Below are 23695 nucleotides of genomic sequence, written 5' to 3' on the forward strand. Positions count from 1 at the left end.
TGTGGACAAGGTGTGCTCAAAGGCTGAATGTATGCGAAAAACCGAACAAAATTTAGTGATACAACGGTACATGGACCAATATATGCGGAAAACCGAATACAATCGGTCAGCACAAGGTGCATGGGCCAGATGTATGTGAAAAACCGAATACAATAGGCTAGTGCTACCGCAGTTGGACCAAATGTATGCGAAAAACTGAATACAATCGAAGTCAAAGTCTCTGTGCTACTTATGATTAACGCTGTTTGCCGCCAAAAAGCAGACAAGTGGAAGAGCGTGAAATATTACCTATACGTAAGCTTGAGGCACCATCGTTCACCCGCAGGGTGATTTGTTGTGTGCGTCAATAGATAAGGAGGCGATGGGATTGAAGGCGGCTGTGTATGTGGTGGAGCAGGGCGGAGGGTGGCAGGCCCGGATTTCGCTGAATTTGGCGGTGGATGAATCATGGTGGGCGGGTGAAGCGGAGGGGCTTGTGGGTTGGGAGGGGCGATGGGTAGACGGGGAGAACGAAGCGGCGGAGCGGAAGGGGCGATTGGCAGATCGTAAATTCCAGCAGGAATACCGGGTTGTTCTACTCTCACGGTCATTGCCGCTCGGCTGGGCGGTGAAGCTGGCAGCAGTCTGCAAGTTCACGGCCCCCATGCAGCGCTGGAAGGAGACGGACTGGGGGAGATATGCCGCAGCGCTCCTAAAGGCAGAGATTAAGGCGGAGCAGGCTGCTGGAGGTAGCCGGGGAGAGGGGGGGCCTTTTGAGGAGGCTAAGGTGTACAGGCTGCCGGAGGATAGGGGATGGAGCGGGTATGGGGTGGAGGGTGCCTGGGGGAACGAACAGGCGGATGGACAGGGGAATGTGAGGGAGAATTGGCAAGAGAACGAACAGGTCGGCGTGCAGGCGAGTACGAGGACAAAATTGCGAAGGAACGAACAGGAGAGCTTACGGAGGAGAGAAATGGCGGTACTTGCAGCGGGAGCAGACCGGCTGGTTGCGGCGCTGGACGGGCGTTCTCTGCTTCAGGGTGAAGCAGAGGCACTGGTGGCCGAGCAGCTCCCGGAGCTGGGGGAGAACTGGCGGGCTGCGGCGCAGCTCGCCTATCTCCAGGGACGGCTGCGCCTTACGGCCGCCGTCCAGGGCCCTGCGGGCACCGCGCGGCTAGGCCTGCGCCGCCGCGAAGTGCCGCGCTGCCTGCGCTGCGGCAGCGTACCCACGGGCCGCACGGCCTGCGCCGCGTGCGGCCTTGCCGGCTGCGCCTATTGCGAGGCCTGCCTCGCACTGGGGCGCAGCCGGGCTTGCGCGCTGCTGCTGCGCAGCGCACCGCTGCCTGCCGTGCGCTGCACGGCAGGCGTGTCCCCCACCGTAGCGGCGCGCCGGTGGGGGCTTAGCGCAGCGCAGGCGGCAGCCGCCGCCGCTGCGCTGGGGTTCCTGGCGGAGCCGCGCAGGCGCTCCGCCGGCCCGGACCCAGAGCGGTTCCTGCTCTGGGCAGTGACGGGAGCGGGGAAGACGGAGATGGTCTTCCCGCTCCTGGACGCGGCGCTCGCGGCCGGAGGCCGGGCGCTGATCGCCACGCCGCGGCGTGACGTCGTGCTGGAGCTTGCGCCGCGCCTGGCGAAGGCATTCCCGGCGGATGTTCCCGCCGTGCTGTACGGAGGCAGCGAGGACCGCTTACGCCGCAGCCGGATCACCCTGGCGACCACACACCAGCTGCTGCGGTTTGGTCAGGCCTTCGATCTGGTCATCATCGATGAGATCGATGCGTTTCCCTATCACAACGACCCTATGCTGGACTATGCCGCAAGGCAGGTCTGCAAGCCTGGCGGGCGATTCATCCTTCTCTCCGCCACGCCGCCTGCGAAGCTGCAGCGCCTTGCCCGCTCCGGCAGATTAGCGCATGCGAGAGTCCCGGTCCGTTTTCACGGCCATCCCTTGCCGGTTCCGCGCCATATCCGCATGCAGCCGCTCTATCGCTGTCTGAGGCAGGGGAGACTTCCGGCAGGACTGCGTTCATCGTTACAGCGGTCCCTTGACCGTAAGGCGCAGATTTTCCTCTTCGTCTCCCGGATTGCCCACATTGAGGGACTGCTGCAGCTGCTGCGGCGGATGTTCCCCGGGATTTCTATAGAGGGAACCTCCTCTCAAGACCCGGACAGGGCAGAGAAGGTGCTGAAGTTCAGGGATTGCACGATTTCCTTGCTGGTAACGACCACGATACTGGAGCGTGGGGTCACGGTACCGCATAGTGATGTGTTTATACTGGATGCGGACAGTGGACTCTTTGATGAGGCAGCTTTGGTGCAGATGGCGGGCCGTGCGGGACGTTCCAAGGATGATCCGGCAGGCAACGTCATCTTCGCTTCCGCAGAGTGGAGCCGCTCGCAGCGCGCCGCCATATCACAGATCCGCAGTATGAACGCCATTGCCCGCAGACAAGGATATCTCAAGTCTTAATGATTTTGTGAGGAGTCCCTGGAAATAGCTGTGAAAGCCCAGCTCCCACAATTTGAGTTCTATACACTCTGTACTTTTAAACTCTGCACAATCTATTTTATTAGGAGGATTACAATGCGTCAGCTGACATCATGGATGAAGCAAGCCCGCTCCCTAATCGCACCTTCGCAGACGGAATGTCTGTTTTGCGGCCGCAGAGGCCGTCCTTCTCACGAATGGCCCGGTATCTGCGTACACTGCCAGAGCGGCATTCCATGGATTCGCGTTCCCCGGTGCCAGATCTGCGGAAGGCATGTGGGTTGTCCCGATTGCAGCCGCAGCAATGGACCCATACCAATCGTATGCAACCGGAGCACAGTAGCGTACACCAGTGATATGCGCGAAATACTAGGCCAGTATAAATACCGGGGGAATGAGCGGCTCGCGCCCGTACTCGGTCTGATGCTGGACAGGGCATACGCGCTTTTGCAACACGAACAGAGTGGACAACAACTGAACGGAGCGTCACAGAGCAACCTTTTTAGCAAACCATTCCCGATATTGCATTCAAAGCTTCGTATGCGTTCTAACCTGTGGCAGGCCGACTTGCTGGTCCCTGTACCTGTGAGCGCTGTCCGTCTGTCTGAGCGGGGCTTCAATCAGGCGGAGCGGCTGGCTGAAGTGGTATCCCTGCAAAGAGGAGTACCCCAGCTTCCGCTGCTGGTCCGCACCCATCACACCGCCAAGCAGAGCTTCAAAAGCAGAAAGGAGCGGCTGGCCGATATGAAGCATGCTTTTGCCGGAAATACAGATCCGGTGGTTCTGCAAATTCTGAAGGAATACCTGCATTCCCGTATGACGCATCAGCTTGAACAGCGTCCCTTACGAATCATCATTGTCGATGATATCTACACTACGGGGAGTACGATTCGTGCCTGCGCCGGGGCGCTTCAGCAGCTCTGCCGCAGCCTGGATTGCACTGCCGAGATATACTCTCTGACCTGGGCCCGTTCCTAGCAGCTGCCGCCGCTCCGGAATTCAATAAAACCGCTTCCCTGACCGATACTAAACATAGACGGATCTTCGGCGATCATGTAATCTTAGTAGCATAAGCGATTCATGAGTTGTGCAGAATGATAGAAGGGAGCCGCGGTAGAAATGAATGTAGACAATTGTCCGAGATGCGGCCGGTTATATGTCAAGAACCTGATGAACCTGTGCCAGCCCTGCATCAAAGAGTTAGAGCATGAATATGAAATCTGTGTAGAATATTTGCGTAAAAATAGAGGCACCAACATACAGGAGCTGTCCGATGCCACCGATATTTCCATCAAGGAAATTACGCGTTTTATCCGGGAGGGCCGGATTTCCATCGCCAATGCACCTAATATGATGTATCCTTGCGAGGTATGCGGAACCCTGATCCGGGACGGGCATATGTGCGACAGCTGCCGCAGCCGTCTGACCAAAGATCTTGCGAATGCAGCCAAGGAAAGTGCAGACTCGAGCGCTTCCAAGAAGGCTCCAGATGGCGCTTACCGCGCAGTGGACAAGTTCCGCAACTAAACAATTCTGCAAAAAAACGCTTGCAGCTATAAAGAATGTTTCAACAGGGGCCGATAAACTTAGTAAAGATTATCGGCTTTTTTATTACAGAAGGAAGGTGAAGTTATGAAAATTAACGATGCCGGACGAATCAATGCGATTAATCCATACCAACGAAGTGCGGAATCGCAAAGGCAGGAACAGATGAAGAAAAGTACACGCAAGGATGAGGTATCGATTTCGGACGAAGCCATCAAGCTGCTTCAGGCACAGAAGAGCGGGAAGATTGACACTGAACGTGCGAACAAGATCGAGAGCCTGAAACAGCAAGTATCCGCAGGTACCTACCAGGTTGACGCAGCCAAGCTCGCCGAGACACTCGCCCCCTACTTTAAGCAATCCTCCGAGAATTAGGTGAACACACCCATGGCACTTACAACATTATTAGAATTGCTTGAGCGGCTGGACGAGGCGCATGTGCAGATGCTGGATCTGGCCGCAGTCAAGAAACAGACCATTATGGACAACAAGGTGGAGGGTCTTATTGATATCCTGAACCGTGAGTCCAAGCTGATGAAGGTGATCGGACAGCTGGAAGAACGGCGCGCAGAAGCGGCCTTCGAGTTTTTGCAGGGGGTTGGAATCCGTTCCAATCTGAATCTGAATCTTACCGAGCTGTCCCGCCTTGTATTTGATCCCGAAGACAAATCACGCCTGCTGCATATTCAGCAGAAGCTTTCCGGCACATTGCAGCAATTAAAAAAGGCCAATGAGCTGAATCAGAAGCTGATTGAGCAGTCGCTTACCTTTATAGATTATTCCCTAGATTTGCTTGTCGGAAGACCAAATCAGGAAATGACGTACCATCATCCGTCCGACAAGGGCAGCAGTGTAACTCGGCCGGGTCTTTTTGATGCCCGTGGATAATCAGGTTATCCGCTGAGCTGCGCCCACCGCAGCAATCACAAGGGAGGAACACGCAGTATGACATCTACATTCCACTCCATCGAGACCGCAAGACGAAGCCTGTTTACCCAGACAGCGGCGCTCAATACCACCGGCCACAACATTGCCAACGCCAACACAGAGGGATATACCCGCCAGCGTGTAAATATGAAGGCAGCCATCCCGATTGAAGCCTATGGCATGAATAACTCGACGATGCCAGGGCAGCTGGGGACCGGGGTTGAATTCACTTCCATCGAGCGGATTCGCGAGATGTTCCTGGACGATCAGTTCCGTGGAGAGAACTCGGCAAGCGGGAACTGGAGCATTCAGTCGGATACCTTAGATAAGCTGGAAGCGATTGTGAATGAGCCTTCAGATACCGGTGTCCGTATCGTGCTGGATAACTTCTGGAAATCCTGGTCGGACCTCAGTAAGAACCCGGAAGATCCCACAGCCCGCAAGATCGTCGTGCAGACAGCCCAGGCCCTCACGGATGCCATGAACTATATGAGTACACAGCTCAGCAATCTGGACCGCGATCTAAGCACCAATATTGATGTCAAAGGCAAAGAGATCCAGAGCTACCTAAGCTCTATCGCTGACCTCAATCAATCCATCTCCAAGATAGAAGGCATGGGCGACAAAGCCAATGATCTGCGCGACCAGCGCGATCTGTTGACGGACAAGCTGTCCAAGATTGCCAATATCACCATTCTGGATACAGATGCCGGATATAACATCTCACTGGGTACACAGCCCTTGGTTCAAGGAGCAACCGTAACTGCGGCCGTAGACAGTACGTTTCTTAATACCGCCTTCGCCTCCGGGGATTTGAAGGCCGGTGAAGCTTATGGGATGCTTTTCTCCAAAAACACCTATGTAGCAGATTACAGGAAGCAGCTCGACGCGATGGCCAATACCATTGCCAATGGTGAAGTGCAGGTGACCATACCGGCAGGCTCTAACCTGCCAGCAGGAACCACTGTGCTCAAGGATTCAGAGATTATTAATGCGGATGGCACCAAAACAACACTAACAGCAGGAAGCGCGGTACCTAACCCGTTGCCGGGTGATCTAAGAACAACAGTCAAAGGTCTGAATGGACTCCATCAGCTGGGGTACGCATTAAATGGGACTTCGGGCCGGCCGTTCTTCACCTCAGCGGTAGCCGGAGAAGCGATCACTGCTGCAAATCTCAAGCTGAATCCGGAAATCGCTGCTGATCCCACGCTGTTTGCTACTTCCTTGCGTACTACTACAGACACCTCAGGCAATATATCCGTAGTAAAAGGAAATAACACCCTGGCGCTGCTGTTCAGCAACATGAAGGATAACAATACGTTTGCTACAGCGGACGGCACCAAGACCGGTACGGTTGGATCATATCTCAGCTCCATGGTTGGACAATTGGGTATCCAGTCTCAAGAAGCCACACGCCAGGCGAGTAACGCCGATTATCTGGTGGAGCAAGTCAATTCCCGACGCCAATCCGTAAGCGGTGTGTCGCTGGATGAGGAAATGTCCAATATGCTGGTGTTCCAGCACGCTTACAGTGCTGCTGCACGTTTCATGACCACCTATGATGAACTGCTTGATAAATTGATTAATTCTACCGGCACAGTCGGAAGATAAGGAGGCCATACCATGATCAGAGTCACCTCCAATATGATGAGCTCACAGCTGCTGCTTAACTTGAACCGCAATGCGCGTACCATGAACGAGACCCAGCTCCAGCTGGCCAGCGGCCGCAAAATCAACAAGCCCTCCGACGACCCGGTAGGCATCACCTATTCGCTGCGCTACCGCGCCGAGCTGTCTTCCAACGAGCAGTACACGAAGAACGTGGACAGCGCACTGTCCTGGCTGGATTATAACGATACGGTTTTGGGCCAGGCTGGGGATGTAATTCAACGGTTGCGTGATCTGACTGTACAAGCCTCTACCGGCAGTAATCCGCAATCTGCTCTGGACAGTATTAATGAAGAAGTGATGCAGCTCAAAGAACAGCTGGTAGATATAGCGAACAGTAAGCTGAACGGAAAATACATTTTCAATGGTGAGCAGTATACTACCAAGCCTTATGATTTTGCCAAGGGAGCCGATGGCACCTATGACACCTCACAGGAGGTTACAACGGACGCCGGACAAATTCAGTACATTGTCGGCGAAGGGGTTCAAATGCCGATCAATTTAACCGGAAATTCGGTATTTGGTAACACTGGTGAATCAGATAATATTTTCTCATTAATTAATAATCTTTCATCTGCTTTGAAGGCCGGGAACATCACAGGTATTTCCAGCCAGCTTGATAAAATTGATACCCGCACCGAGACGATTCTATCCGCACGTTCTGAGGTCGGAGCCAAGACTAACCGCGTGGAGCTGATGCAGGACCGCTTAAGCGATCTGAACATTAACTTAACGGATCTTCAGGCTAAGACAGAGGATGCTGATTATGAAGGACTGATCATGCAGTCCAAGATCCAAGAGAATATTTATAATGCCTCGCTGTCTGTAGGAGCAAAGATTATCTCTACAACGCTTGTAGACTTTATCCGATAACGGAGGTGGTTTTTGTTGATGCAGTCTATTTTGCAAATTCGACAGACACCTGCGCGGATCGGTATTGATGCGGATCTTGGGTCATTCTCTATCACTCAACCGAAGGCAGACGTCAGCATCACGACAACACCCGGTGAGCTAAGCGTTCAATCCACGCCTCCAGAGCTTATTATTGACCAGACCAGGGCACGCGCCGCTTATAATGGTGGCAGTGTGCTGGATATGAACCGTAGAATCTACTCGGGAATTCAGCAGTTGTATCTTCAGGCCATTGCCCGTAGAGTGGAGCAAGGCACGCGCATGGCTGAGTTTTTCAAGCCCGGTAACAGCATTGCTGAGATTTACGGAACAGATACCGAGCCGAATTCCTTTCCCGAGCCTTGTGGCCCGGCGTCATATGATAATGTGGACTTACGTTACGAAGCAAGAGCGCCGGAGATTAATTTCAGACCCGCGACAGTGGATATTCAGGTGGAAAGACACCGCCCGGAGACGGAATATACACGCGGCAAGCTTGATATTTATATGCAGCAATATGCTTCCGTGCAGTTTATTCCGCCGGAATTGAATGTGCAAATGTAATGTAATAAGCTATGGATGTGCTCTGGGCACTTCTATAGCTTTTCTGTTATCTAACAACAGTCAGATTGATAAGGAGTGAATAACTTGATTATAGAAACGCTATCTATGGGTACACTTGAAGTTAGGGAGGATCAGGTGTTCCACTTCGCCAAAGGAATTCCAGGGTTTGATGAAGAAGCAGACTTTGCGCTTGTGGCTCTGGAAGAGTCTCCGTTTTGGGTCTTACAATCCGTTAAGGAGCGAGGTCATTCGTTTTTGCTTGCTGATCCTTTTACATTCTATCCTTCTTATGAATTTGAACTTCCGGATGATGAAGCAGAAGAACTGGGTATTGAGTCGGATGTGCTTGTCCGCTGTATTGTTACGCTGAAGGAACAAGTAGAAGCCTCAACCATTAATTTGTTAGCACCCATTATTTTCAATCCCAATGGATTGACCGGAAAGCAGATTGTAATACACCGCACCTCATATCATACGAAGCACAGTCTGCTGCAAGAGCAGTTAGTGGCTGATGGAAAGGATGGGGGTTAACATGCTCGTACTGTCCCGCAAAAAAGGGGAGACCATCGTCATCCAGGATCAGATTGAACTGACGATTCTGAGCGTAGACGGCGACACCGTAAAAGTAGGGATCTCCGCACCGAAACATGTGGATATCTTCCGCAAAGAAGTCTACCTATCGATACAGGAATCGAACCGTGAGTCCGTAGCGCCACAAACTTCAGACTTGAACGCCTTGATACACCGTCTTCGAGGATCGAATTCTTAAGTGTAGTTTTTAAGAGTATAAAAGATGATTTATGAACCTGAGTCTGCTTAAGTGGCTCGGGTTTTTTTGTGATCATAGTAAAGAATTAAAAAAATAATAAAAAAAGAAAAAAAGATCTAAACAGTTAGGGGCAAGCCGTCGATATATGTATTAGGCATTGAGCCGGCAGGGCGGCCGACCTTAATGGTTCAGTGCTTACCACAAGGATGTGGAACTAACTCAATTTCAGGGAGGAAATATCAAATGATTATTAACCACAACGTACCGGCGTTGAATACTCACCGCCAATTGTCCATTAACACTGCCAACACGAACAAAAATATTGAGAAGCTGTCTTCCGGTCTTCGCATCAACCGTGCCGGTGACGATGCTGCCGGTCTGGCAATCTCCGAAAAAATGCGCGGTCAAATCCGCGGTTTGGATCAGGCTTCCCGTAATGCTCAAGACGGTATCTCCTTGATTCAGACAGCTGAAGGTGCTCTGAACGAAACTCACTCCATCCTGCAACGTCAACGCGAAATCGCCAACCAATCCGCGAACGGAACCAACACTGATTCCGACCGTCAAGCGCTGCAAGATGAAATGAACGCTCTGACTTCCGAAATCAACCGTATCGGTAATACAACTGAGTTCAATACTCAGAAATTGCTGCAGGGTGATGGAAAATCGAACCTTACAGGTACAGGTGGAATTACTGCTGGAACATTACTCAATGGCTCCGAAAGAACTACAGTTGAAGCAACTTCTACAACAGCAATCACAACAGGTGCTACAACAGCTGGTGATTCAATTACTTTTAAAGTTCAAGGTGTTGATTTGACTATTACTGCAGCTGCCAATGATACAACAAAAGCAGATTTCGCGGTATCTTCTGTAACTGGAACATCTGCAGCAGTTAACCTCTCTGCTACTGGCGCTAATAATACTGCAGCAAACGAGAGTGGTGCAATTCGTGATGCATTGCAAAAAATGATTGATGCAAATGATACCCTTAAAGGTCAGTATACTGTTTCAGGAACTGGTACAAACGTTACTCTTACAGCTGTTAAAGGTGGAACGTTTGAAGGGGCAGCTGGAAACTTAGGTATTACCACAGAAACTGGTGCTTTTGTTATCACACCACCTGCAGCAGTATTAGGTACAACTAATGCAGCAGTAGCAGCGACAAAATCTATTGATTTTGATACTATCCTAACTGGAACTGCTGCTAATATGAATACTCAATTACAAAAGCTTGTTGGTACTGGATTTACAGTAAATGACAAACAGATCGAGTTTTATGATTCGAGTAAAGGTGCGTATACTGGAAATGCGATAGGAGTTGCTATCGATACCGCTCTAGCAGAAGCAACAAATACAAACAAAGCGGATGCATTGGTTAAGGCCATTGCTGATACTGTGGGTCAAAAAATTGAAGGTGTTACAATTACTGCGAATGCTAACAACCTTGTGATAACTGCATCTACAGCAGGTGATGCTGGTGAAAAGATTGCTTTCTCGGATGGCGGCGTTCAAAAGGCATTCGAAACTTCCTTCCAAATCGGTGCTAACACTGGTCAATCCATGAGCCTGTCGATCAACGACATGCGTTCCAAAGCTCTGGGTATCACTGGTAAAGCCGGCGATGCTGGCTTCACAGCTGCTAACACAGTAACTGACGGAACTAACGATGTGAAGGGCGAAGCTGCTCTGAACATTGCTACTAAAGAAGGCGCAGCTGCTGCTATCGCAATTCTGGATAAAGCTACTGCAACTGTATCCAGCGAACGCTCTAAATTGGGTGCGACTCAGAACCGTCTGGAACACACCATCAACAACTTGGGAACAGCTTCCGAGAACCTGACTGCAGCTGAATCCCGTATCCGTGACGTTGATATGGCGAAAGAAATGATGCAACAAACGAAGAACAATATCCTTGCACAGGCTGCACAAGCTATGTTGGCTCAGGCTAACCAGCAGCCACAAGGCGTTCTGCAATTGCTTCGTTAATTTGTACTTGCTTCACCTTAGGCTCCGGGGAATCCCCCGGGGCTTTTTTTATTTTTGCTTGACTACAACAAAATCCTAAATTATCCCTCAAACTAACCGATATATAAAGTATAAAATGAGTGTTGGTGGAGGTCGGGGTTAATGAATGTACAGTTTTCGCTAACTGCTAGTACGACAGCAAGTGGACAGGGTAAGCCAGAGGCAGTACCATCCAGTAGTATTTCAGCAGCGCCTGTAGATCAAGCATCGGGCATCCGGGATGTTAAGGATATGAGCCTGAAGGAGAAACAGGGAGCGAGTGTGTCAGTAGGTGAGGAACAGTTAATCCGCACCATAGAACGGGCAGTGAAATCATTGCAGGGCCCCCAGACCACGCTGGAGATCAGCATCCACGAGAAGACACATGATATTATGGTGAAGGTTCTTAACAAAGATACCGGTGAGTTAATACGTGAAGTTCCCCGGGAGAAGACTTTGGATCTAGTGGCGAATATGATGGAGCTTGCTGGTATTCTTATAGACGAGAAGATTTAATAGAGGGAGGTGCTGTTTTGGTTACTCGGGTCAATGGATTCTCAGGTATGGATATCGATAGTATGGTTAAGAGTATGATGGCTGCCAAGCGGGTACCGCTGGACAAGCTTAATCAGGACAAGCAAATCCTGCAATGGACGCGTGAGAGCTACCGGGAGATGAACAGCAAGCTGTATGACTTCCGGACCAATAAACTAGTTACCAAATATGGTAGAGACGCAGCGCTTAATGCCCAGAAGGCTGTGCTGAGCGGCAATACGACCGCCATTAAGGCAGAAGCGACATCAACGGCAACTGGCCAGGAGATGAAAGTTAGTGTCACGAAGCTTGCAACAAGAACTACCTATGAGACGACGGGATTAGGACAAGGCATACCGGCTACGACCTCCTTGGCTGCATTAGATGGTGTTGACCTGGGAAGTATGTCAGGCCTAGATATGGAAGCGTACCTGAAGAAGGGCTTTGACATTAGCATCAACGGCGAGACCTTCAAGGATAAGGATGGGAAATCCCTGTTCAACGGCATGACCTCGATCTCGACGCTGGTCGCAACGATTAATGCTTCAGCGAAGGCTAATGCGATCGCCAGCTATGATGAAATCACCGGGAAGCTGACTATTGCCTCCAAGACGGGCGGCAAAGATGGTACGGTAACGATGGGGACCCCTGCCAGTAGCAATACAGTTCTAGGGTTGTTCTCTACAAAGAAGGTTGCAGAGACGAATAAGCTTACAGGCGCTACTGGCTCTACTACATTGACACAACTTACGAACCAGCTTAATGGCTCTGTCCTGACCGACGATGAAGTGAAAGATATTACATTTAGTATCAACGGCAAAGCGTTTACGTTTAAGGGTTCTGATACTATTGATAAAATTGTGGATACCATCAAAAATGACCCTGATGCCAAGGTAAGTGCAGAATTTACCTCAGACGGCACTTTGAAGCTGACCGGGAAATCAGATGGTCCTGTCAACCTTGGAGGCAATTCTTACGGATTCACGAAGCTCTTTAACGGGATGAAATCCAATCCGGCAGACAGTAACTCTATTAAACAGACCATCACAGGCGAGAATGGTGAAGTCAAGATTAATAATGTGGATATTGATAATGTAACCAATAATACGTTCACCATTAACGGCGTCCAGCTCACGTTGCTGGAGGTTACCAAAGCGGATGAGCCTGTCATCATCAAGACGCAGACCGATTCTAGCAAAGCAGTAGAGTCCATCAAGAGCTTCGTTGAAGATTATAACAGTCTGATTCTATCCTTGAATTCCAAGATTGACGAAGCGAAATATCGTGATTTCAGGCCGCTGACGGATGAGCAGAAGGCTGAGATGAAAGAGGCTGACATCAAAACCTGGACCGAGAAGGCACAGAGCGGACTGCTCAAGAATGATGATATTATCAAGTCCGTGTTGTCTGAAATGCGCAGTATTATTAGTGATAAACTAGGGCCGTTAAGTACCTTAGGCATTACGACCGGGAATTATATGTCGAACGGCAAGCTTGAGATTAATGAGGAGAAGCTGAATACGGCGATTAATGCCAATCCGCAGCTCGCTATGGATCTGCTGCAAGGTCCGGCCAGTGCCCCCAAAGACGGGATTTTCGACAAAATGGCTGACAAAATCACAGCGGCCATCGAGAAACTATCGGATCGGGCAGGCACGAACAGATTCTCCATGGATCTTACCAGTACGTTCAAAGAAGAAAGTGTGATGGGTAAGAAAATGAAGTTATACAACTCGCGGCTCACTCTCATGACCACGATGTTAAATAACACAGAGACCCGTTACTACAAACAATTTACCGCCATGGAAACCGCCATGAACAAACTGCAATCCCAGTCCAACAGCCTTTTCTCCACCGGCAAATAAGAACATTTCACAATAGAGGGTGACCAATTTGATTAAATCTCCTTATGATAAATACCGCCAGTCTTCTGTCCAGACTTCAACGCCTGCGCAACTCGTGATTATGCTGTATGATGGGGCCATTCGCTTCGTGAAGACTGCGGTGGACGGGTTGAACAAGCAGGATTTGGAGAAGTCCAATTTGAACTTTGGAAAGGCGCAGACCATCGTCAGTGAGTTGATGAGTACACTGGATCACTCTATTGAAGTCTCAAAGGGACTGTACTCCCTTTACGAATACACGAACTACCTGCTAATTCAGGCCAATATCCAGAAGAACCCGGAGAAGGCCGAAGAAGCCATCGGCTACCTTACCGACCTCAGAGAGACTTGGCTTCAGGCCTCTAAGCTGGCGGCTAGCCAGACTGAGATTGCGAATGGATGAGCTTATCCGTGACTTGGATCTGCTGACTGGAGAGATGATGAATGGTCTCCAGGACGCGACCTATGAGGAGCTTGAAGACTTCGTGGAGGAGCGGCAGAAGCTTGTCGATTCCATCACACAAGAGGTCGAAATTTGTCCGGCAACTCCTGCGCAAAAGCAGGAAATTCATCGGATTTTGTCACATGATAATGAATTGCTGGACCAGATGAACGCCCTTCGCCAAGAAGCCCAAGACTTCCTCCAGAAGCGGGGTCAAGCCAAAATCCAACGCAACGCCTACGAGACGGCCTACACACCGGACAGCTTCCTGATGGACCGCAAAAAATAAAGATAGAATAATAGATTTTCTCCTGTTTCAATAGGGGAGTGGACGGGTATTTACAAGCGTCTGCTCCTTTTTTTGTAACTTATATTACCGAATGATATCCATTTCTGATGTCGATTGCTGTCTGGTAAAATATTGAAAGTAATCATTTACTATTCCAATTGACAATAGAGAAGCTGCGGTGGTATAGTCGAATTGTGAGCAAGACTCACGTTCATCTGATGACGAAGGGAATGTTTAGTCAATGGAAGGTAAAGTTAAATGGTTTAACGCAGAAAAAGGTTATGGTTTCATCGAAACTGCCGATGGTGGCGACGTATTCGTACACTTCTCCGCGATTCAAACTGACGGTTTCAAGACTTTGGATGAAGGCCAATCCGTAGAGTTCGATATCGTTGAAGGCGCACGCGGACCACAAGCAGCTAACGTCATCAAATTATAATCATCCGGCGCAGCCGACCTACATATATGGTAGATGGTTAGCAATTGAGACAACGCTAGCGTTAGACCCTGGGGCATATCCCTGGGGTCTTTTTTATTGTATCTTCAGAAATCCTGTTGGGGAAAGGGTGTGTATGATGTCGGGGGCTTTGAGAAGCCGTAGGGCATTTTACAAATTCCTTATAAATATCCTATATTTCGAGGCGAAAAGAGTCCGAAATTGGACACTTTGTAAAAATTAGTCGCGGAAAAATGTTTTCATCCTCCAAATTATGGGTAATGGGAACCGTTGGGCTTTTTTTTTTGCCTAGTTTGCACTCTCATTATTGCTTAGGCGTATGCTTCCGAAAGAGCTTTGGTAAGAAGTCATGCAGTGAAGCCTATGCCCATCAAACTCACAGGAGGATGAACAAACGAATGAAGAAAATGTGGCGTGGCCTTACGGCCGGAGTACTCGGTATTTCAATGCTGCTCGGTTCTTTGGGAAGTGTATCGGCAGCGCCGGTCCCCAAGGATATTCAAGGACACTGGGCGCAGAAACAGCTGCAGAGCTGGCTGGATAAAGGATACCTGGGCGGTTATCCTGACGGAACGGTTAAGCCGAATAAGGCAATTACCCGTGGTGAATATGTGGCACTGATTAATCGTCTGTTCGGGTTCACCGAATCGGCTACCCTTAGCTTCACCGATGTGAAGAAATCAAACTGGGTCTACAGCGAAGTAGCCAAGGCTGTGAAGGCCGGATACATCGGCGGATATGAGAATAATACCTTCCGGGCCAACAACCCGCTCACCCGGCAGGAAGCAGCAGTTATTGCTGCCAAGCTGCTTAAGCTGAGTACAAGCTCTACTCCGCTTAAGTTCAAGGACAATGCTCAGATCGCAGCTTGGGCCAAGGTAGCAGTAGCCTCAGCGGCAGAGAAGAAGATCATCAACGGTTATCCTGACGGCACCTTCGGTCCGAAGAAATCTCTTACCCGTGCCGAAGCGGTTGGAATTATAAGCAACTCGGTAGTGCATAAGCCGGCTACGGGCGGAGTATTACCTACCCCAACACCAACAGCGACCCCAGCTCCTTCAGCAACACCTGTGCCAAGCACCAGCCCAACAGCTACTCCAGCTCCTGGCGGCGGTAGTGGTGGCGGTACTGGCGGAGGCGGCGGTGGTGGCGGAGGCGGTAGCGTGACCGCGCCAACTGTAAGCAACGTGACTTACGGTCATGTAGGTTCTGTTACTGCTGATGTATATGTTACGCCTTCTGTTACAGGAGCCGTGTATTATGTAGTTGCTCCTTACAGCGTGAACGTAACTCCGCCAAACGCAGCACAAGTGAAAGACGGACTGATTAATGCTACAACAGCTGGCGTTCATTCCGGCAAAATTGCTGCAACCGGTAATACTACTGTCGCTTTCTCTGTATATGGTCTGACTGCAGGTATGGATTATACCGTATACGTTGCCCTGACTGACGCTTCTGGGAACTGGTCCGGCGTAACGCCGCTTCAATTGAAAACAGCAGCAGGCAGCAACTGGTCAGTTTCTCAAGTTGGGATCACCAACGTAACATCAGTGTCTGCAGATGTATACGCTGCTTACGGGCAGGCGGGTACACCGGTAACCCCTCTGAAATATGTGGTGGTTAAAGCAACAGAGGCTAATCCAACCGCATTGCAGATTTCCCAAGCTAAGAACAGTGCAGGTGTTACATTAACAGCACCTTGGACTGGAACTCTTACAGGTAATCCAGTAGTGAAACAAAGTATTAACCTGACTGGACTTACTGCCGATACAGCGTATAAAGTCTTCATTATCACAGACGCTAATGGCACCTTGTCACCTGTAGAGCTTCTGCGGATTCACACTAAGTAAGTAAGCTTGATGAAAGCAATCATTTAAACGTTCATAATTCAGGCTTTAGAGTGAAATAATACAGCATCAGTATTCGGTCCGGCGAGGGCGGCTTTATGCTCGAGCCGGGCCGTTTGTTGTTAAGACAGGTCTGTTACATCGATTGTTAGATGAATGTAAAGTCTGTCATGATTTGTTTTTTACTTAGCCCTGACAATTTGCTATAATGGAAAAGTAAACAAAGGAGGAGTGCCTTATGAAATTCAGCATTCGAGGTCAACAAATTGAAGTGACCGACGCTTTGAGAGACTATGTTGATAAGAAGCTCAGCAGACTTGAGAAGTATTTCGAAGCACCCCCTACCTCTGAAGGATATGTGACGCTTGGCGTCGTTCGCGGCCTTCATACGGTGGAAGTGACAATTCCTCTAGCTGGTGTGACGCTTCGTGCGGAAGACCGCAGCGATGATATGTATGCATCCATCGATGCCGTAGTGGACAAGCTGGAACGTCAGATCCGCAAGCACAAGACTAAGCTTAATCGCAAGTTCCGCCAGGAAGGCAGCCTGAAGACCTTGTTCGTTGAAGGTTCGGCCAGCGCCGTAGCTGTTGAAGAGCAGGAACCGGATTATGATGATCTTGAGGTTGTGCGGAACAAACGCTTCACCTTGAAGCCTATGGATGTGGAAGAAGCGATTCTGCAAATGAACATGATTGGACATACGTTCTTCGTGTTCTCCAACATTGAGACTTCCGAAGTTAGCGTAGTATACAAACGCGATGACGGCAAGTACGGTCTGATCGAACAGAACTAACCCGCGGACCGGGAATTGTTGGAATAAGCAAGGGCTTCGGTTCAGCCTAACGTGGACAATTAGACGAGTCCCTATTCGCCTGAAGCGAATAGGGCTCTTGTGCGTATATATAGAAGTTTCATTAAAATGCCATCATCTGGCCTCTTGTAAGGGGATTATACAGAATAAGGTTAGGGCGGCTTGTATTGCGGCTTCTCTTACAAACTGTTACAATTTATGAAGCAGCGGAATCGAAATCATATATGGCCCTTTCAATCTATGAGGATGGGCTCGGTTCCACCATCTGTGTTGCATGAAAGGGGTTAACCATGCTAGGACTTGTTAAGAAAATTTTTGGCGACACTAATGAACGGGATGTCAAACGTCTCATGAAGACGGTCGAAGTAATTAATGGTCTGGAGCCGGATTTCGTATCGCTTACGGATGAAGAGCTGCAGGCGAAGACAGCGGAATTCCGCGCCCGTATTGAGAAAGGTGAGACCCTGGAAGAGATTCTTCCCGAGGCCTTTGCTACCGTACGCGAAGCTTCCAAACGGACGCTGGGCATGCGGCATTTTGACGTTCAGCTGGTTGGGGGTATGGCGCTGCATGAAGGCCGGATCTCCGAGATGAAGACCGGGGAAGGCAAGACACTGGTTGGAACGCTGCCGGTGTATTTGAATGCGCTGCTGGGTAAAGGCGTGCATGTCGTCACCGTAAATGATTATCTGGCTCAGCGCGACAGTGGGCAAATGGGACAAATCTATAACTTTCTGGGCATGAGCGTTGGGGTCAACCTGAACGGCATGGACCATAATGATAAACAAGCGGCATATGCCTGCGATATTACGTACGGAACGAATAATGAATTCGGGTTCGACTATCTGCGCGACAACATGGTGCTCTATAAGGAACAGATGGTACAGCGCCCGCTCTACTTCTGTATTATTGACGAAGTCGATTCCATCCTTATTGATGAAGCGCGTACTCCTCTGATCATCTCCGGCCAGGCTGAGAAATCGACAGAGCTGTATTATGCAGCAGACCGCTTCGTGAAGAAGCTGACTGCCGAAGAGGATTACACCGTAGATATTAAGGTGAAGTCTGTAGCGCTTACCGAGAAGGGCGTGGCTACGGCTGAGCGTGCTTTTGGGATAGAGAATCTGTATGACCATAGCCATGTTACCTTGAACCATCATATTGTACAGGCCTTGAAGGCGAACGCTATTATGCGCCGGGATGTCGATTATGTGGTGAATGAAGATGAGGTTATGATCGTCGATGAGTTCACTGGGCGTCTGATGCAGGGCCGCCGTTACAGCGACGGGCTGCACCAGGCGATTGAAGCCAAGGAAGAGATTGAAGTACAGAATGAGAGCATGACGCTGGCTACGATCACCTTCCAGAACTACTTCCGGATGTACCGCAAGCTGGGCGGCATGACGGGTACGGCGAAGACGGAGGAAGAGGAGTTCAAGAAGATCTATGGTCTTGAGGTTCTTCAGGTTCCTACGAATAAGCCGAATCAACGGATCGACATGCCTGATGTGGTCTACAAAAGCGAGAACGGCAAGTTCAACGCCGTCGTTGCTGAAATTGTGGAACGCCACAAGAAGAATCAGCCGGTGCTGGTAGGTACGGTATCGATTGAGAACTCAGAACGTGTATCAGAGATGCTGAAGCGCAAGGGTGTCAGACACCAGGTGCTGAATGCGAAGCACCATGCGGCCGAAGCCGAAATCATTTCTTATGCCGGTCAGCCGGGAACAGTAACGATTGCCACGAACATGGCTGGACGCGGTACGGATATCGTACTGGGCGAAGGGGTAACCGATGTGGGCGGTCTGCATATTATTGGTACAGAGCGCCATGAATCACGCCGGATTGATAACCAGCTTCGCGGCCGTGCCGGACGTCAGGGCGACCCGGGCTCCACACAGTTCTATCTGTCCCTTGGGGATGAGCTGATGAAGCGCTTCGGTGCGGACAACGTGCTGAACATGATGGACCGTCTTGGATTCGAGGAAGATCAGCCGATTGAGAGCCGTATGATTACCAAGGCTGTTGAATCTGCCCAGAAGCGGGTAGAAGGCAATAACTTCGACATCCGCAAAGTCGTATTGCAATACGATGACGTTATGAACCAGCAGCGTGAGATTATTTACAAGCAGCGCCGCGAAATTCTGGAGTCGGACAATATCAAAGACATCGTAGTGGAAATGATCAAGCCGGTTATCGACCGTGTTGTGAATGCCCACTGCAGTGACGATATTCCTGAGAACTGGGAGCTGCAGGAGGTTGCGGATTATGTGAACAGCAAGCTTCTCGAAGAGAATGAGCTGACCCGCGATGATCTGTGGGGCAAAGAAGTGGAAGAAATCATCGAATTCATCTTCGCCCGTGTGCTTGAGAAATATGCTGCCCGCGAAGAGCGTCTTGGCTCCGAGCTGGTACGTGAATTCGAGAAGGTTATTGTGCTTCGCTCCGTAGACAGCAAATGGATGGATCACATCGATGCTATGGATCAGCTTCGTCAAGGGATTCACCTCCGTGCTTACGGCGGTACCGATCCGCTGCGCGAATATCAATTCGAGGGCTTCGAGATGTTCAACGCTATGACAGCGAACATTCAGGAGGAAGTAGCGACCTATATTATGAAGGCGCACATCGAGACGAATCAGGAGCGGCAATCGGTAGTGGAGGAAGACAAGATCTCCACCAATGCAGAGCCTGCTGAGAAGCGTCCGGTGCATGTGGAATCCACTGTCGGCCGTAACGATCCTTGCCCATGCGGCAGCGGCAAGAAATATAAGAACTGCCACGGACAGGCGTAAGATAGGACGGTTCTGTGTACACGGTGAAATAATGAGCAGGCACGAAGCTGCGAATACCTTTCACCACACCGCATTTCCGGTTTTGTTCGCGGGCACTTAGGTTATAATGACAATAAAAAGCGGCTGGGCCCGGGGAACTCCCCCGTTTGCGGCCCGGCTGCTTTTTTGGGCTTAAAGTGGTATGGGACGCATAGCTGTGCGTCAGGGCGGGAGCTTCCAGATGTTTAATGGCTGAGGTGGAAGTAACGGAGGGGAAGTTTGGAACTGTAGGAGCGGTAGCGTCCGCCTTTAGGATTGAATTTCTACTGCGATGAGCAGTTTAAATGAGGAAATTCAATCCTAACAGCGGCCGGAAGTCCAAACATTCCCCGCAGTTACGGCGTACACCTGGCCATGGGGCAGCTGAAGCAATGCGACAGCAGCATAGAGGTCCGTCCATGCCGGTGAGCCCAAACCGGCAGTCCCGGCGCAATATTTTAATTTGAAAGGTGATGTGATCCAAGTGATCGATCCTAATGTGAAGCAGGACCTGCGTGAAATGGGCAAGAAATTAACCAACCTTAGGGGGTCACTTTGACTTAGACCTGAAGCTGGAGATGATAGCGAACTTCGAAGAGAAGATGGCGGCTCCCGGGTTTTGGGATGATTCCGAGCAGGCGCAGAGCGTGATTGGCGAGATGAATGCCGTGAAGTCGGTGGTTGACCAATTCGAGAAGCTCCAGCAGGATTATGACGATGCTGCCATGATGGCGGAGCTGGCCGATGAGGAAGGCGACGACGAACTGGCCGAAGAGACAGCCGGAACGATCCGCAGCATAAGCGCCAGAGTGGATGACTTCGAGCTGCAGCTGCTGCTTAATCAGCCTTACGATAAGCTGAATGCCATTCTGGAGCTGCATCCGGGAGCAGGCGGTACGGAGTCTCAGGACTGGGGCCAGATGCTGCTGCGCATGTACACACGCTGGGCGGAGAAGCGGGGCTTCAAGGTAGACGTGCTGGATTATCTGCCGGGCGATGAGGCAGGAATTAAGAGTGTAACTTTGTTAATTAAGGGCCACAATGTATATGGGTACCTTAAGGCAGAGAAGGGCGTGCACCGGCTGGTGCGGATTTCGCCTTTTGACTCCTCAGGCAGACGGCATACCTCCTTCGTATCCTGCGATGTGGTGCCGGAGATTGCAGACGATGTTGAGGTGGATATCCGTACAGAAGATCTGAAGATTGATACGTACCGGGCCAGTGGCGCGGGCGGTCAGCACATCAATACAACCGATTCAGCGGTGCGGATTACGCATATGCCAACCGGCGTGGTGGTCACCTGTCAGAATGAGCGTTCACAGATCAAGAACCGGGAGCAGGCGATGAAGATGCTGCGTTCCAAGCTCTATGAGCGCAAAATTCAGGAGCAGCAGGCACAGCTGGATGAGATCCGCGGAGAACAATCCGAGATTGCTTGGGGCAGCCAGATTCGTTCCTACGTATTCCATCCTTACAGCATGGTGAAGGATCACCGCACCTCTGTAGAGACAGGCAACGTTGGAGCGGTAATGGACGGCGATCTGGACGGATTCATTGACGGATATCTGCGGAGCCAGATTAAGACGGAAGCTGAATAAAGGTAATCACATTCCTACGCGTCTTCGGAGGTGTAGGGATTTTTTTCTGAACATAAAGGAGCAGGCCATAACGATGCAAAAAATCAATTCACGCAACAAACCTCCGCTTATCCCCCTGAACGGGCCGCTGCGTCATACGGTGGATATTGCGCTAATTCTAATCGGCTCGCTGATCACAGGGCTGGCGTTCAACCTGTTCTTCCTGCCTAATCAGATTGCCTCAGGCGGTGTATCTGGACTGTCTGTGCTGGCTGAGGCCTGGTTTGGGGCGGAGCCTGCTTTTACCCAGTGGGCGCTGAATATTCCGCTCTTCATTCTCGGCGTGATTTTCCTCGGCAAACAGTACGGCATCCGCTCGCTGCTGGGCAGCTTTGTGCTGCCGCTGTTTATTTTTCTGACGAAGGATGGGCCGGTGCCGACCACGAATCCGCTTCTGGCCTCTATCTATGGGGGAATTGGTGTGGGTCTCGGCTTGGGACTCGTCTTCCGGGGGCGCGGCTCTACAGGCGGACTGACCATTGCGGCTCAAATTATTCAAAAGCTTACCGGCTTCAGCTTCTCGCTGTCTGTCGTGCTGCTGGATGGTACGGTGATTACCTTGGCGGCATTTGTGCTGGGGATGGAGCAGGCGATGTATGCACTGATCGGGCTGTTCGTCACCGGCCGGGTGATCAACGCGCTGGAGGTGGGCTTCAGCACCACGAAGGTGGCTTATATCATCTCGGATCAGACCGAGGACATCTCGCAGGCGATTCTGAATGATCTGGACCGCGGGCTGACCAAGCTGAATGCGCAAGGCGGCTATACCGGTGACAACCGGACGGTGCTGATGGCCGTGGTAGGCCAGAATGAAATTACCAGGCTGAAGGCGATTGTCCGCTCGGTGGACCCGGGTGCTTTTGTGATTATTACAGAGGCTCACGAAGTGCTGGGCGAAGGGTTTAAAAGAGAAGCGTAGGCTCCCATAGGGGGCACTGCGCTTTTTCTTTTGGGCTGGAACCCTCTGAATAAACTTAACGTAACATGTTGTATTTATATTAATTCGGTCGTATAATAATACATATTTGCAGAACGGTTCAAGTCAGGCGATAATGATAGAAATGAGAAACGGGAAGCGGGGATGACAGTGACAGGCAAGCTGAGAGCGGCAATTGTCGGATCAACAGGTTATGGGGGCGTGGAGCTGATCAGGCTGCTGCAGGGACACCCTGATATAGAGATTACTTCAGTGATTTCCTCTTCGAGTGCGGGTGCGCCGATTGAGGAGGGTTTTCCGCATTTAACGGGAGTTGTACAGCGCAAGCTGGATGGTGTTGACGCAGCAGAGATTGCAAGCCGGGCAGATGTTGTATTCACCGCTACCCCTTCGGGAGTGAGCGCGAAGCTGGTGCCCGGGCTGCTTGCGGCAGGACTCAAGGTCGTCGATCTGTCCGGGGATTTCCGGCTGAAGGATGGCGCGGAGTATGAGCAGTGGTATAAGCACCCGGCTCCTCCGGAAGTTTATCTTAAGCAGGCGGTATATGGTTTATGCGAGGTGTATGGAGAACGTGCGGCGGGAGTGGACTTCATCTCGAATCCGGGATGCTACCCGACAGCTACGCTGCTGGGGCTGATTCCGGCGCTTGCGGCAGGCTGGATTAAGCCGGACAGCATCATTATTGATGCGAAATCCGGGGTGTCCGGGGCAGGGAGGGGAACGAGCCTGATGGTGCATTTTGCCGAGATTAATGAGAACTTCAAAGCCTACAAAATCAACAAGCATCAGCATATCCCGGAAATCGAGCAGGTGCTGACCGATATCGCGGGGGAGAAGGTCACGGTAACGTTCACTACGCATCTGGTGCCGATGACCCGGGGGATTATGAGCACGATGTATGCCGGACTGAATGGCGAACACAGCGAGCAGGAGCTGGTGGAATTATACCGTAACTATTATGCAGGCAGGCCGTATGTGCGGGTACGTGAGCCCGGAGTGGTTCCGGCGACGAAGGAAGTCAGCGGGTCGAATTACTGTGACATCGGCTTCGCCACAGACGCGCGTACCGGACGGGTTACCATTGTGTCGGTGATCGACAATATCGTCAAGGGCGCCGCAGGGCAAGCGATTCAGAACCTCAATTTGATGATGGGATGGGAGGAAACCCGCGGGCTTGGTTACACACCAGTGTATCCATAAGCGC

General features: G+C 50.8%; 22 protein-coding genes. All 22 read left to right on the forward strand.

The genetic code is table 11. From position 1 onward, the window contains the following. Window positions 1-367: 367 nt before the first annotated feature. The 22 genes from NSU18_RS22335 to argC all read left to right on the forward strand — a co-directional run bounded on the left by NSU18_RS22335 (window position 368) and on the right by argC (window position 23691). Window positions 368-2446: a helicase-related protein gene (locus NSU18_RS22335; RefSeq protein WP_341150076.1), complete on the forward strand. Its 2079-nt coding sequence runs from the start codon at window positions 368-370 to the stop codon at window positions 2444-2446. Window positions 2447-2560: 114 nt separating this feature from the next. After that, window positions 2561-3442 carry a ComF family protein gene (locus NSU18_RS22340; protein WP_341150077.1) on the forward strand — a complete coding sequence of 294 codons (882 nt, stop codon included), beginning with the start codon at window positions 2561-2563 and terminating at the stop codon, window positions 3440-3442. Window positions 3443-3583: 141 nt separating this feature from the next. Next, on the forward strand, window positions 3584-3991 hold the full coding sequence (locus NSU18_RS22345) for a TIGR03826 family flagellar region protein (protein ID WP_036694666.1): 408 nt from the start codon (window positions 3584-3586) through the stop codon (window positions 3989-3991). A 105-nt stretch (window positions 3992-4096) separates the two neighbouring features. Further along, a complete protein-coding gene (flgM, locus tag NSU18_RS22350; protein ID WP_036694667.1) occupies window positions 4097-4384 on the forward strand; it encodes a flagellar biosynthesis anti-sigma factor FlgM in 288 nt (95 codons plus the stop codon). A gap of 12 nt (window positions 4385-4396) precedes the next feature. Continuing rightward, window positions 4397-4897 (forward strand): flagellar protein FlgN, encoded by a 501-nt coding sequence (locus tag NSU18_RS22355; protein WP_036694669.1) that lies wholly within the window; start codon window positions 4397-4399, stop codon window positions 4895-4897. A gap of 57 nt (window positions 4898-4954) precedes the next feature. Continuing rightward, window positions 4955-6550, forward strand: coding sequence for a flagellar hook-associated protein FlgK (gene flgK / locus NSU18_RS22360; RefSeq protein ID WP_341150078.1), 1596 nt, complete (start codon window positions 4955-4957; stop codon window positions 6548-6550). Window positions 6551-6562: 12 nt separating this feature from the next. Next, window positions 6563-7480 carry a flagellar hook-associated protein FlgL gene (flgL, locus tag NSU18_RS22365; RefSeq protein WP_341150079.1) on the forward strand — a complete coding sequence of 306 codons (918 nt, stop codon included), beginning with the start codon at window positions 6563-6565 and terminating at the stop codon, window positions 7478-7480. An 18-nt stretch (window positions 7481-7498) separates the two neighbouring features. Further along, complete coding sequence (locus NSU18_RS22370) at window positions 7499-8062, forward strand: DUF6470 family protein (protein WP_341150080.1); 564 nt, start codon at window positions 7499-7501, stop codon at window positions 8060-8062. 75 nt (window positions 8063-8137) lie between these two features. Further along, window positions 8138-8593 carry a flagellar assembly protein FliW gene (locus tag NSU18_RS22375; RefSeq protein ID WP_341016208.1) on the forward strand — a complete coding sequence of 152 codons (456 nt, stop codon included), beginning with the start codon at window positions 8138-8140 and terminating at the stop codon, window positions 8591-8593. A 1-nt stretch (window position 8594) separates the two neighbouring features. Beyond that, entirely contained in the window at window positions 8595-8831 is a 237-nt protein-coding gene (gene csrA / locus NSU18_RS22380; RefSeq protein ID WP_341016210.1) for a carbon storage regulator CsrA, read from the forward strand. A 243-nt stretch (window positions 8832-9074) separates the two neighbouring features. After that, window positions 9075-10820, forward strand: a complete 1746-nt coding sequence (locus NSU18_RS22385; protein ID WP_341016211.1) for a flagellin N-terminal helical domain-containing protein — start codon at window positions 9075-9077, stop codon at window positions 10818-10820. 141 nt (window positions 10821-10961) lie between these two features. Continuing rightward, complete coding sequence (locus NSU18_RS22390; protein WP_341150081.1) at window positions 10962-11354, forward strand: flagellar protein FlaG; 393 nt, start codon at window positions 10962-10964, stop codon at window positions 11352-11354. 17 nt (window positions 11355-11371) lie between these two features. Then, window positions 11372-13237, forward strand: a complete 1866-nt coding sequence (gene fliD, locus NSU18_RS22395; protein ID WP_341150082.1) for a flagellar filament capping protein FliD — start codon at window positions 11372-11374, stop codon at window positions 13235-13237. 28 nt (window positions 13238-13265) lie between these two features. After that, window positions 13266-13658 (forward strand): flagellar export chaperone FliS, encoded by a 393-nt coding sequence (gene fliS, locus NSU18_RS22400; RefSeq protein WP_341150083.1) that lies wholly within the window; start codon window positions 13266-13268, stop codon window positions 13656-13658. Next, entirely contained in the window at window positions 13651-13986 is a 336-nt protein-coding gene (locus NSU18_RS22405) for a flagellar protein FliT (protein ID WP_341150084.1), read from the forward strand. The genes fliS and NSU18_RS22405 overlap by 8 nt, the downstream gene beginning before the upstream one ends. A 241-nt stretch (window positions 13987-14227) precedes the next feature. Then, window positions 14228-14425 carry a cold shock domain-containing protein gene (locus tag NSU18_RS22410; RefSeq protein ID WP_019915069.1) on the forward strand — a complete coding sequence of 66 codons (198 nt, stop codon included), beginning with the start codon at window positions 14228-14230 and terminating at the stop codon, window positions 14423-14425. 416 nt (window positions 14426-14841) lie between these two features. Beyond that, window positions 14842-16293: an S-layer homology domain-containing protein gene (locus tag NSU18_RS22415; RefSeq protein WP_341150085.1), complete on the forward strand. Its 1452-nt coding sequence runs from the start codon at window positions 14842-14844 to the stop codon at window positions 16291-16293. 235 nt (window positions 16294-16528) lie between these two features. Then, window positions 16529-17086, forward strand: coding sequence for a ribosome hibernation-promoting factor, HPF/YfiA family (hpf, locus tag NSU18_RS22420; protein WP_341016223.1), 558 nt, complete (start codon window positions 16529-16531; stop codon window positions 17084-17086). Window positions 17087-17394: 308 nt separating this feature from the next. After that, entirely contained in the window at window positions 17395-19899 is a 2505-nt protein-coding gene (gene secA / locus NSU18_RS22425) for a preprotein translocase subunit SecA (protein ID WP_341016225.1), read from the forward strand. Between the two features lie 502 nt (window positions 19900-20401). Next, window positions 20402-21515 (forward strand): peptide chain release factor 2 gene (gene prfB, locus NSU18_RS22430; RefSeq protein ID WP_445321869.1). Its coding sequence is split into 2 segments (ribosomal slippage): window positions 20402-20473 and window positions 20475-21515, totalling 1113 coding nucleotides; the frame shifts between segments, so codons are not numbered across the junction. Window positions 21516-21588: 73 nt separating this feature from the next. Then, complete coding sequence (locus tag NSU18_RS22435) at window positions 21589-22473, forward strand: YitT family protein (RefSeq protein WP_341016226.1); 885 nt, start codon at window positions 21589-21591, stop codon at window positions 22471-22473. 162 nt (window positions 22474-22635) lie between these two features. Beyond that, entirely contained in the window at window positions 22636-23691 is a 1056-nt protein-coding gene (gene argC, locus NSU18_RS22440; protein WP_445321820.1) for an N-acetyl-gamma-glutamyl-phosphate reductase, read from the forward strand. Window positions 23692-23695: the final 4 nt, after the last annotated feature.

The sequence above is a fragment of the Paenibacillus sp. FSL H8-0048 genome, from assembly GCF_038002825.1.
Classification (GTDB): domain Bacteria; phylum Bacillota; class Bacilli; order Paenibacillales; family Paenibacillaceae; genus Paenibacillus_AQ.

Excerpts from the sequence above, each read along its gene's own strand:
- flgK (WP_341150078.1), top strand. The coding sequence starts at position 4,955 with ATGACATCTACATTCCACTCCATCGAGACCGCAAGACGAAGCCTGTTT.
- NSU18_RS22355 (WP_036694669.1), top strand. The coding sequence starts at position 4,397 with ATGGCACTTACAACATTATTAGAATTGCTTGAGCGGCTGGACGAGGCG.
- NSU18_RS22405 (WP_341150084.1), top strand. The coding sequence starts at position 13,651 with ATGGATGAGCTTATCCGTGACTTGGATCTGCTGACTGGAGAGATGATG.
- flgM (WP_036694667.1), top strand. The coding sequence starts at position 4,097 with ATGAAAATTAACGATGCCGGACGAATCAATGCGATTAATCCATACCAA.
- hpf (WP_341016223.1), top strand. The coding sequence starts at position 16,529 with ATGAAATTCAGCATTCGAGGTCAACAAATTGAAGTGACCGACGCTTTG.
- argC (WP_445321820.1), top strand. The coding sequence starts at position 22,636 with ATGACAGTGACAGGCAAGCTGAGAGCGGCAATTGTCGGATCAACAGGT.
- NSU18_RS22340 (WP_341150077.1), top strand. The coding sequence starts at position 2,561 with ATGCGTCAGCTGACATCATGGATGAAGCAAGCCCGCTCCCTAATCGCA.
- secA (WP_341016225.1), top strand. The coding sequence starts at position 17,395 with ATGCTAGGACTTGTTAAGAAAATTTTTGGCGACACTAATGAACGGGAT.
- csrA (WP_341016210.1), top strand. The coding sequence starts at position 8,595 with ATGCTCGTACTGTCCCGCAAAAAAGGGGAGACCATCGTCATCCAGGAT.
- NSU18_RS22370 (WP_341150080.1), top strand. The coding sequence starts at position 7,499 with ATGCAGTCTATTTTGCAAATTCGACAGACACCTGCGCGGATCGGTATT.
- flgL (WP_341150079.1), top strand. The coding sequence starts at position 6,563 with ATGATCAGAGTCACCTCCAATATGATGAGCTCACAGCTGCTGCTTAAC.
- NSU18_RS22390 (WP_341150081.1), top strand. The coding sequence starts at position 10,962 with ATGAATGTACAGTTTTCGCTAACTGCTAGTACGACAGCAAGTGGACAG.
- NSU18_RS22415 (WP_341150085.1), top strand. The coding sequence starts at position 14,842 with ATGAAGAAAATGTGGCGTGGCCTTACGGCCGGAGTACTCGGTATTTCA.
- NSU18_RS22410 (WP_019915069.1), top strand. The coding sequence starts at position 14,228 with ATGGAAGGTAAAGTTAAATGGTTTAACGCAGAAAAAGGTTATGGTTTC.
- NSU18_RS22345 (WP_036694666.1), top strand. The coding sequence starts at position 3,584 with ATGAATGTAGACAATTGTCCGAGATGCGGCCGGTTATATGTCAAGAAC.
- NSU18_RS22435 (WP_341016226.1), top strand. The coding sequence starts at position 21,589 with ATGCAAAAAATCAATTCACGCAACAAACCTCCGCTTATCCCCCTGAAC.
- NSU18_RS22385 (WP_341016211.1), top strand. The coding sequence starts at position 9,075 with ATGATTATTAACCACAACGTACCGGCGTTGAATACTCACCGCCAATTG.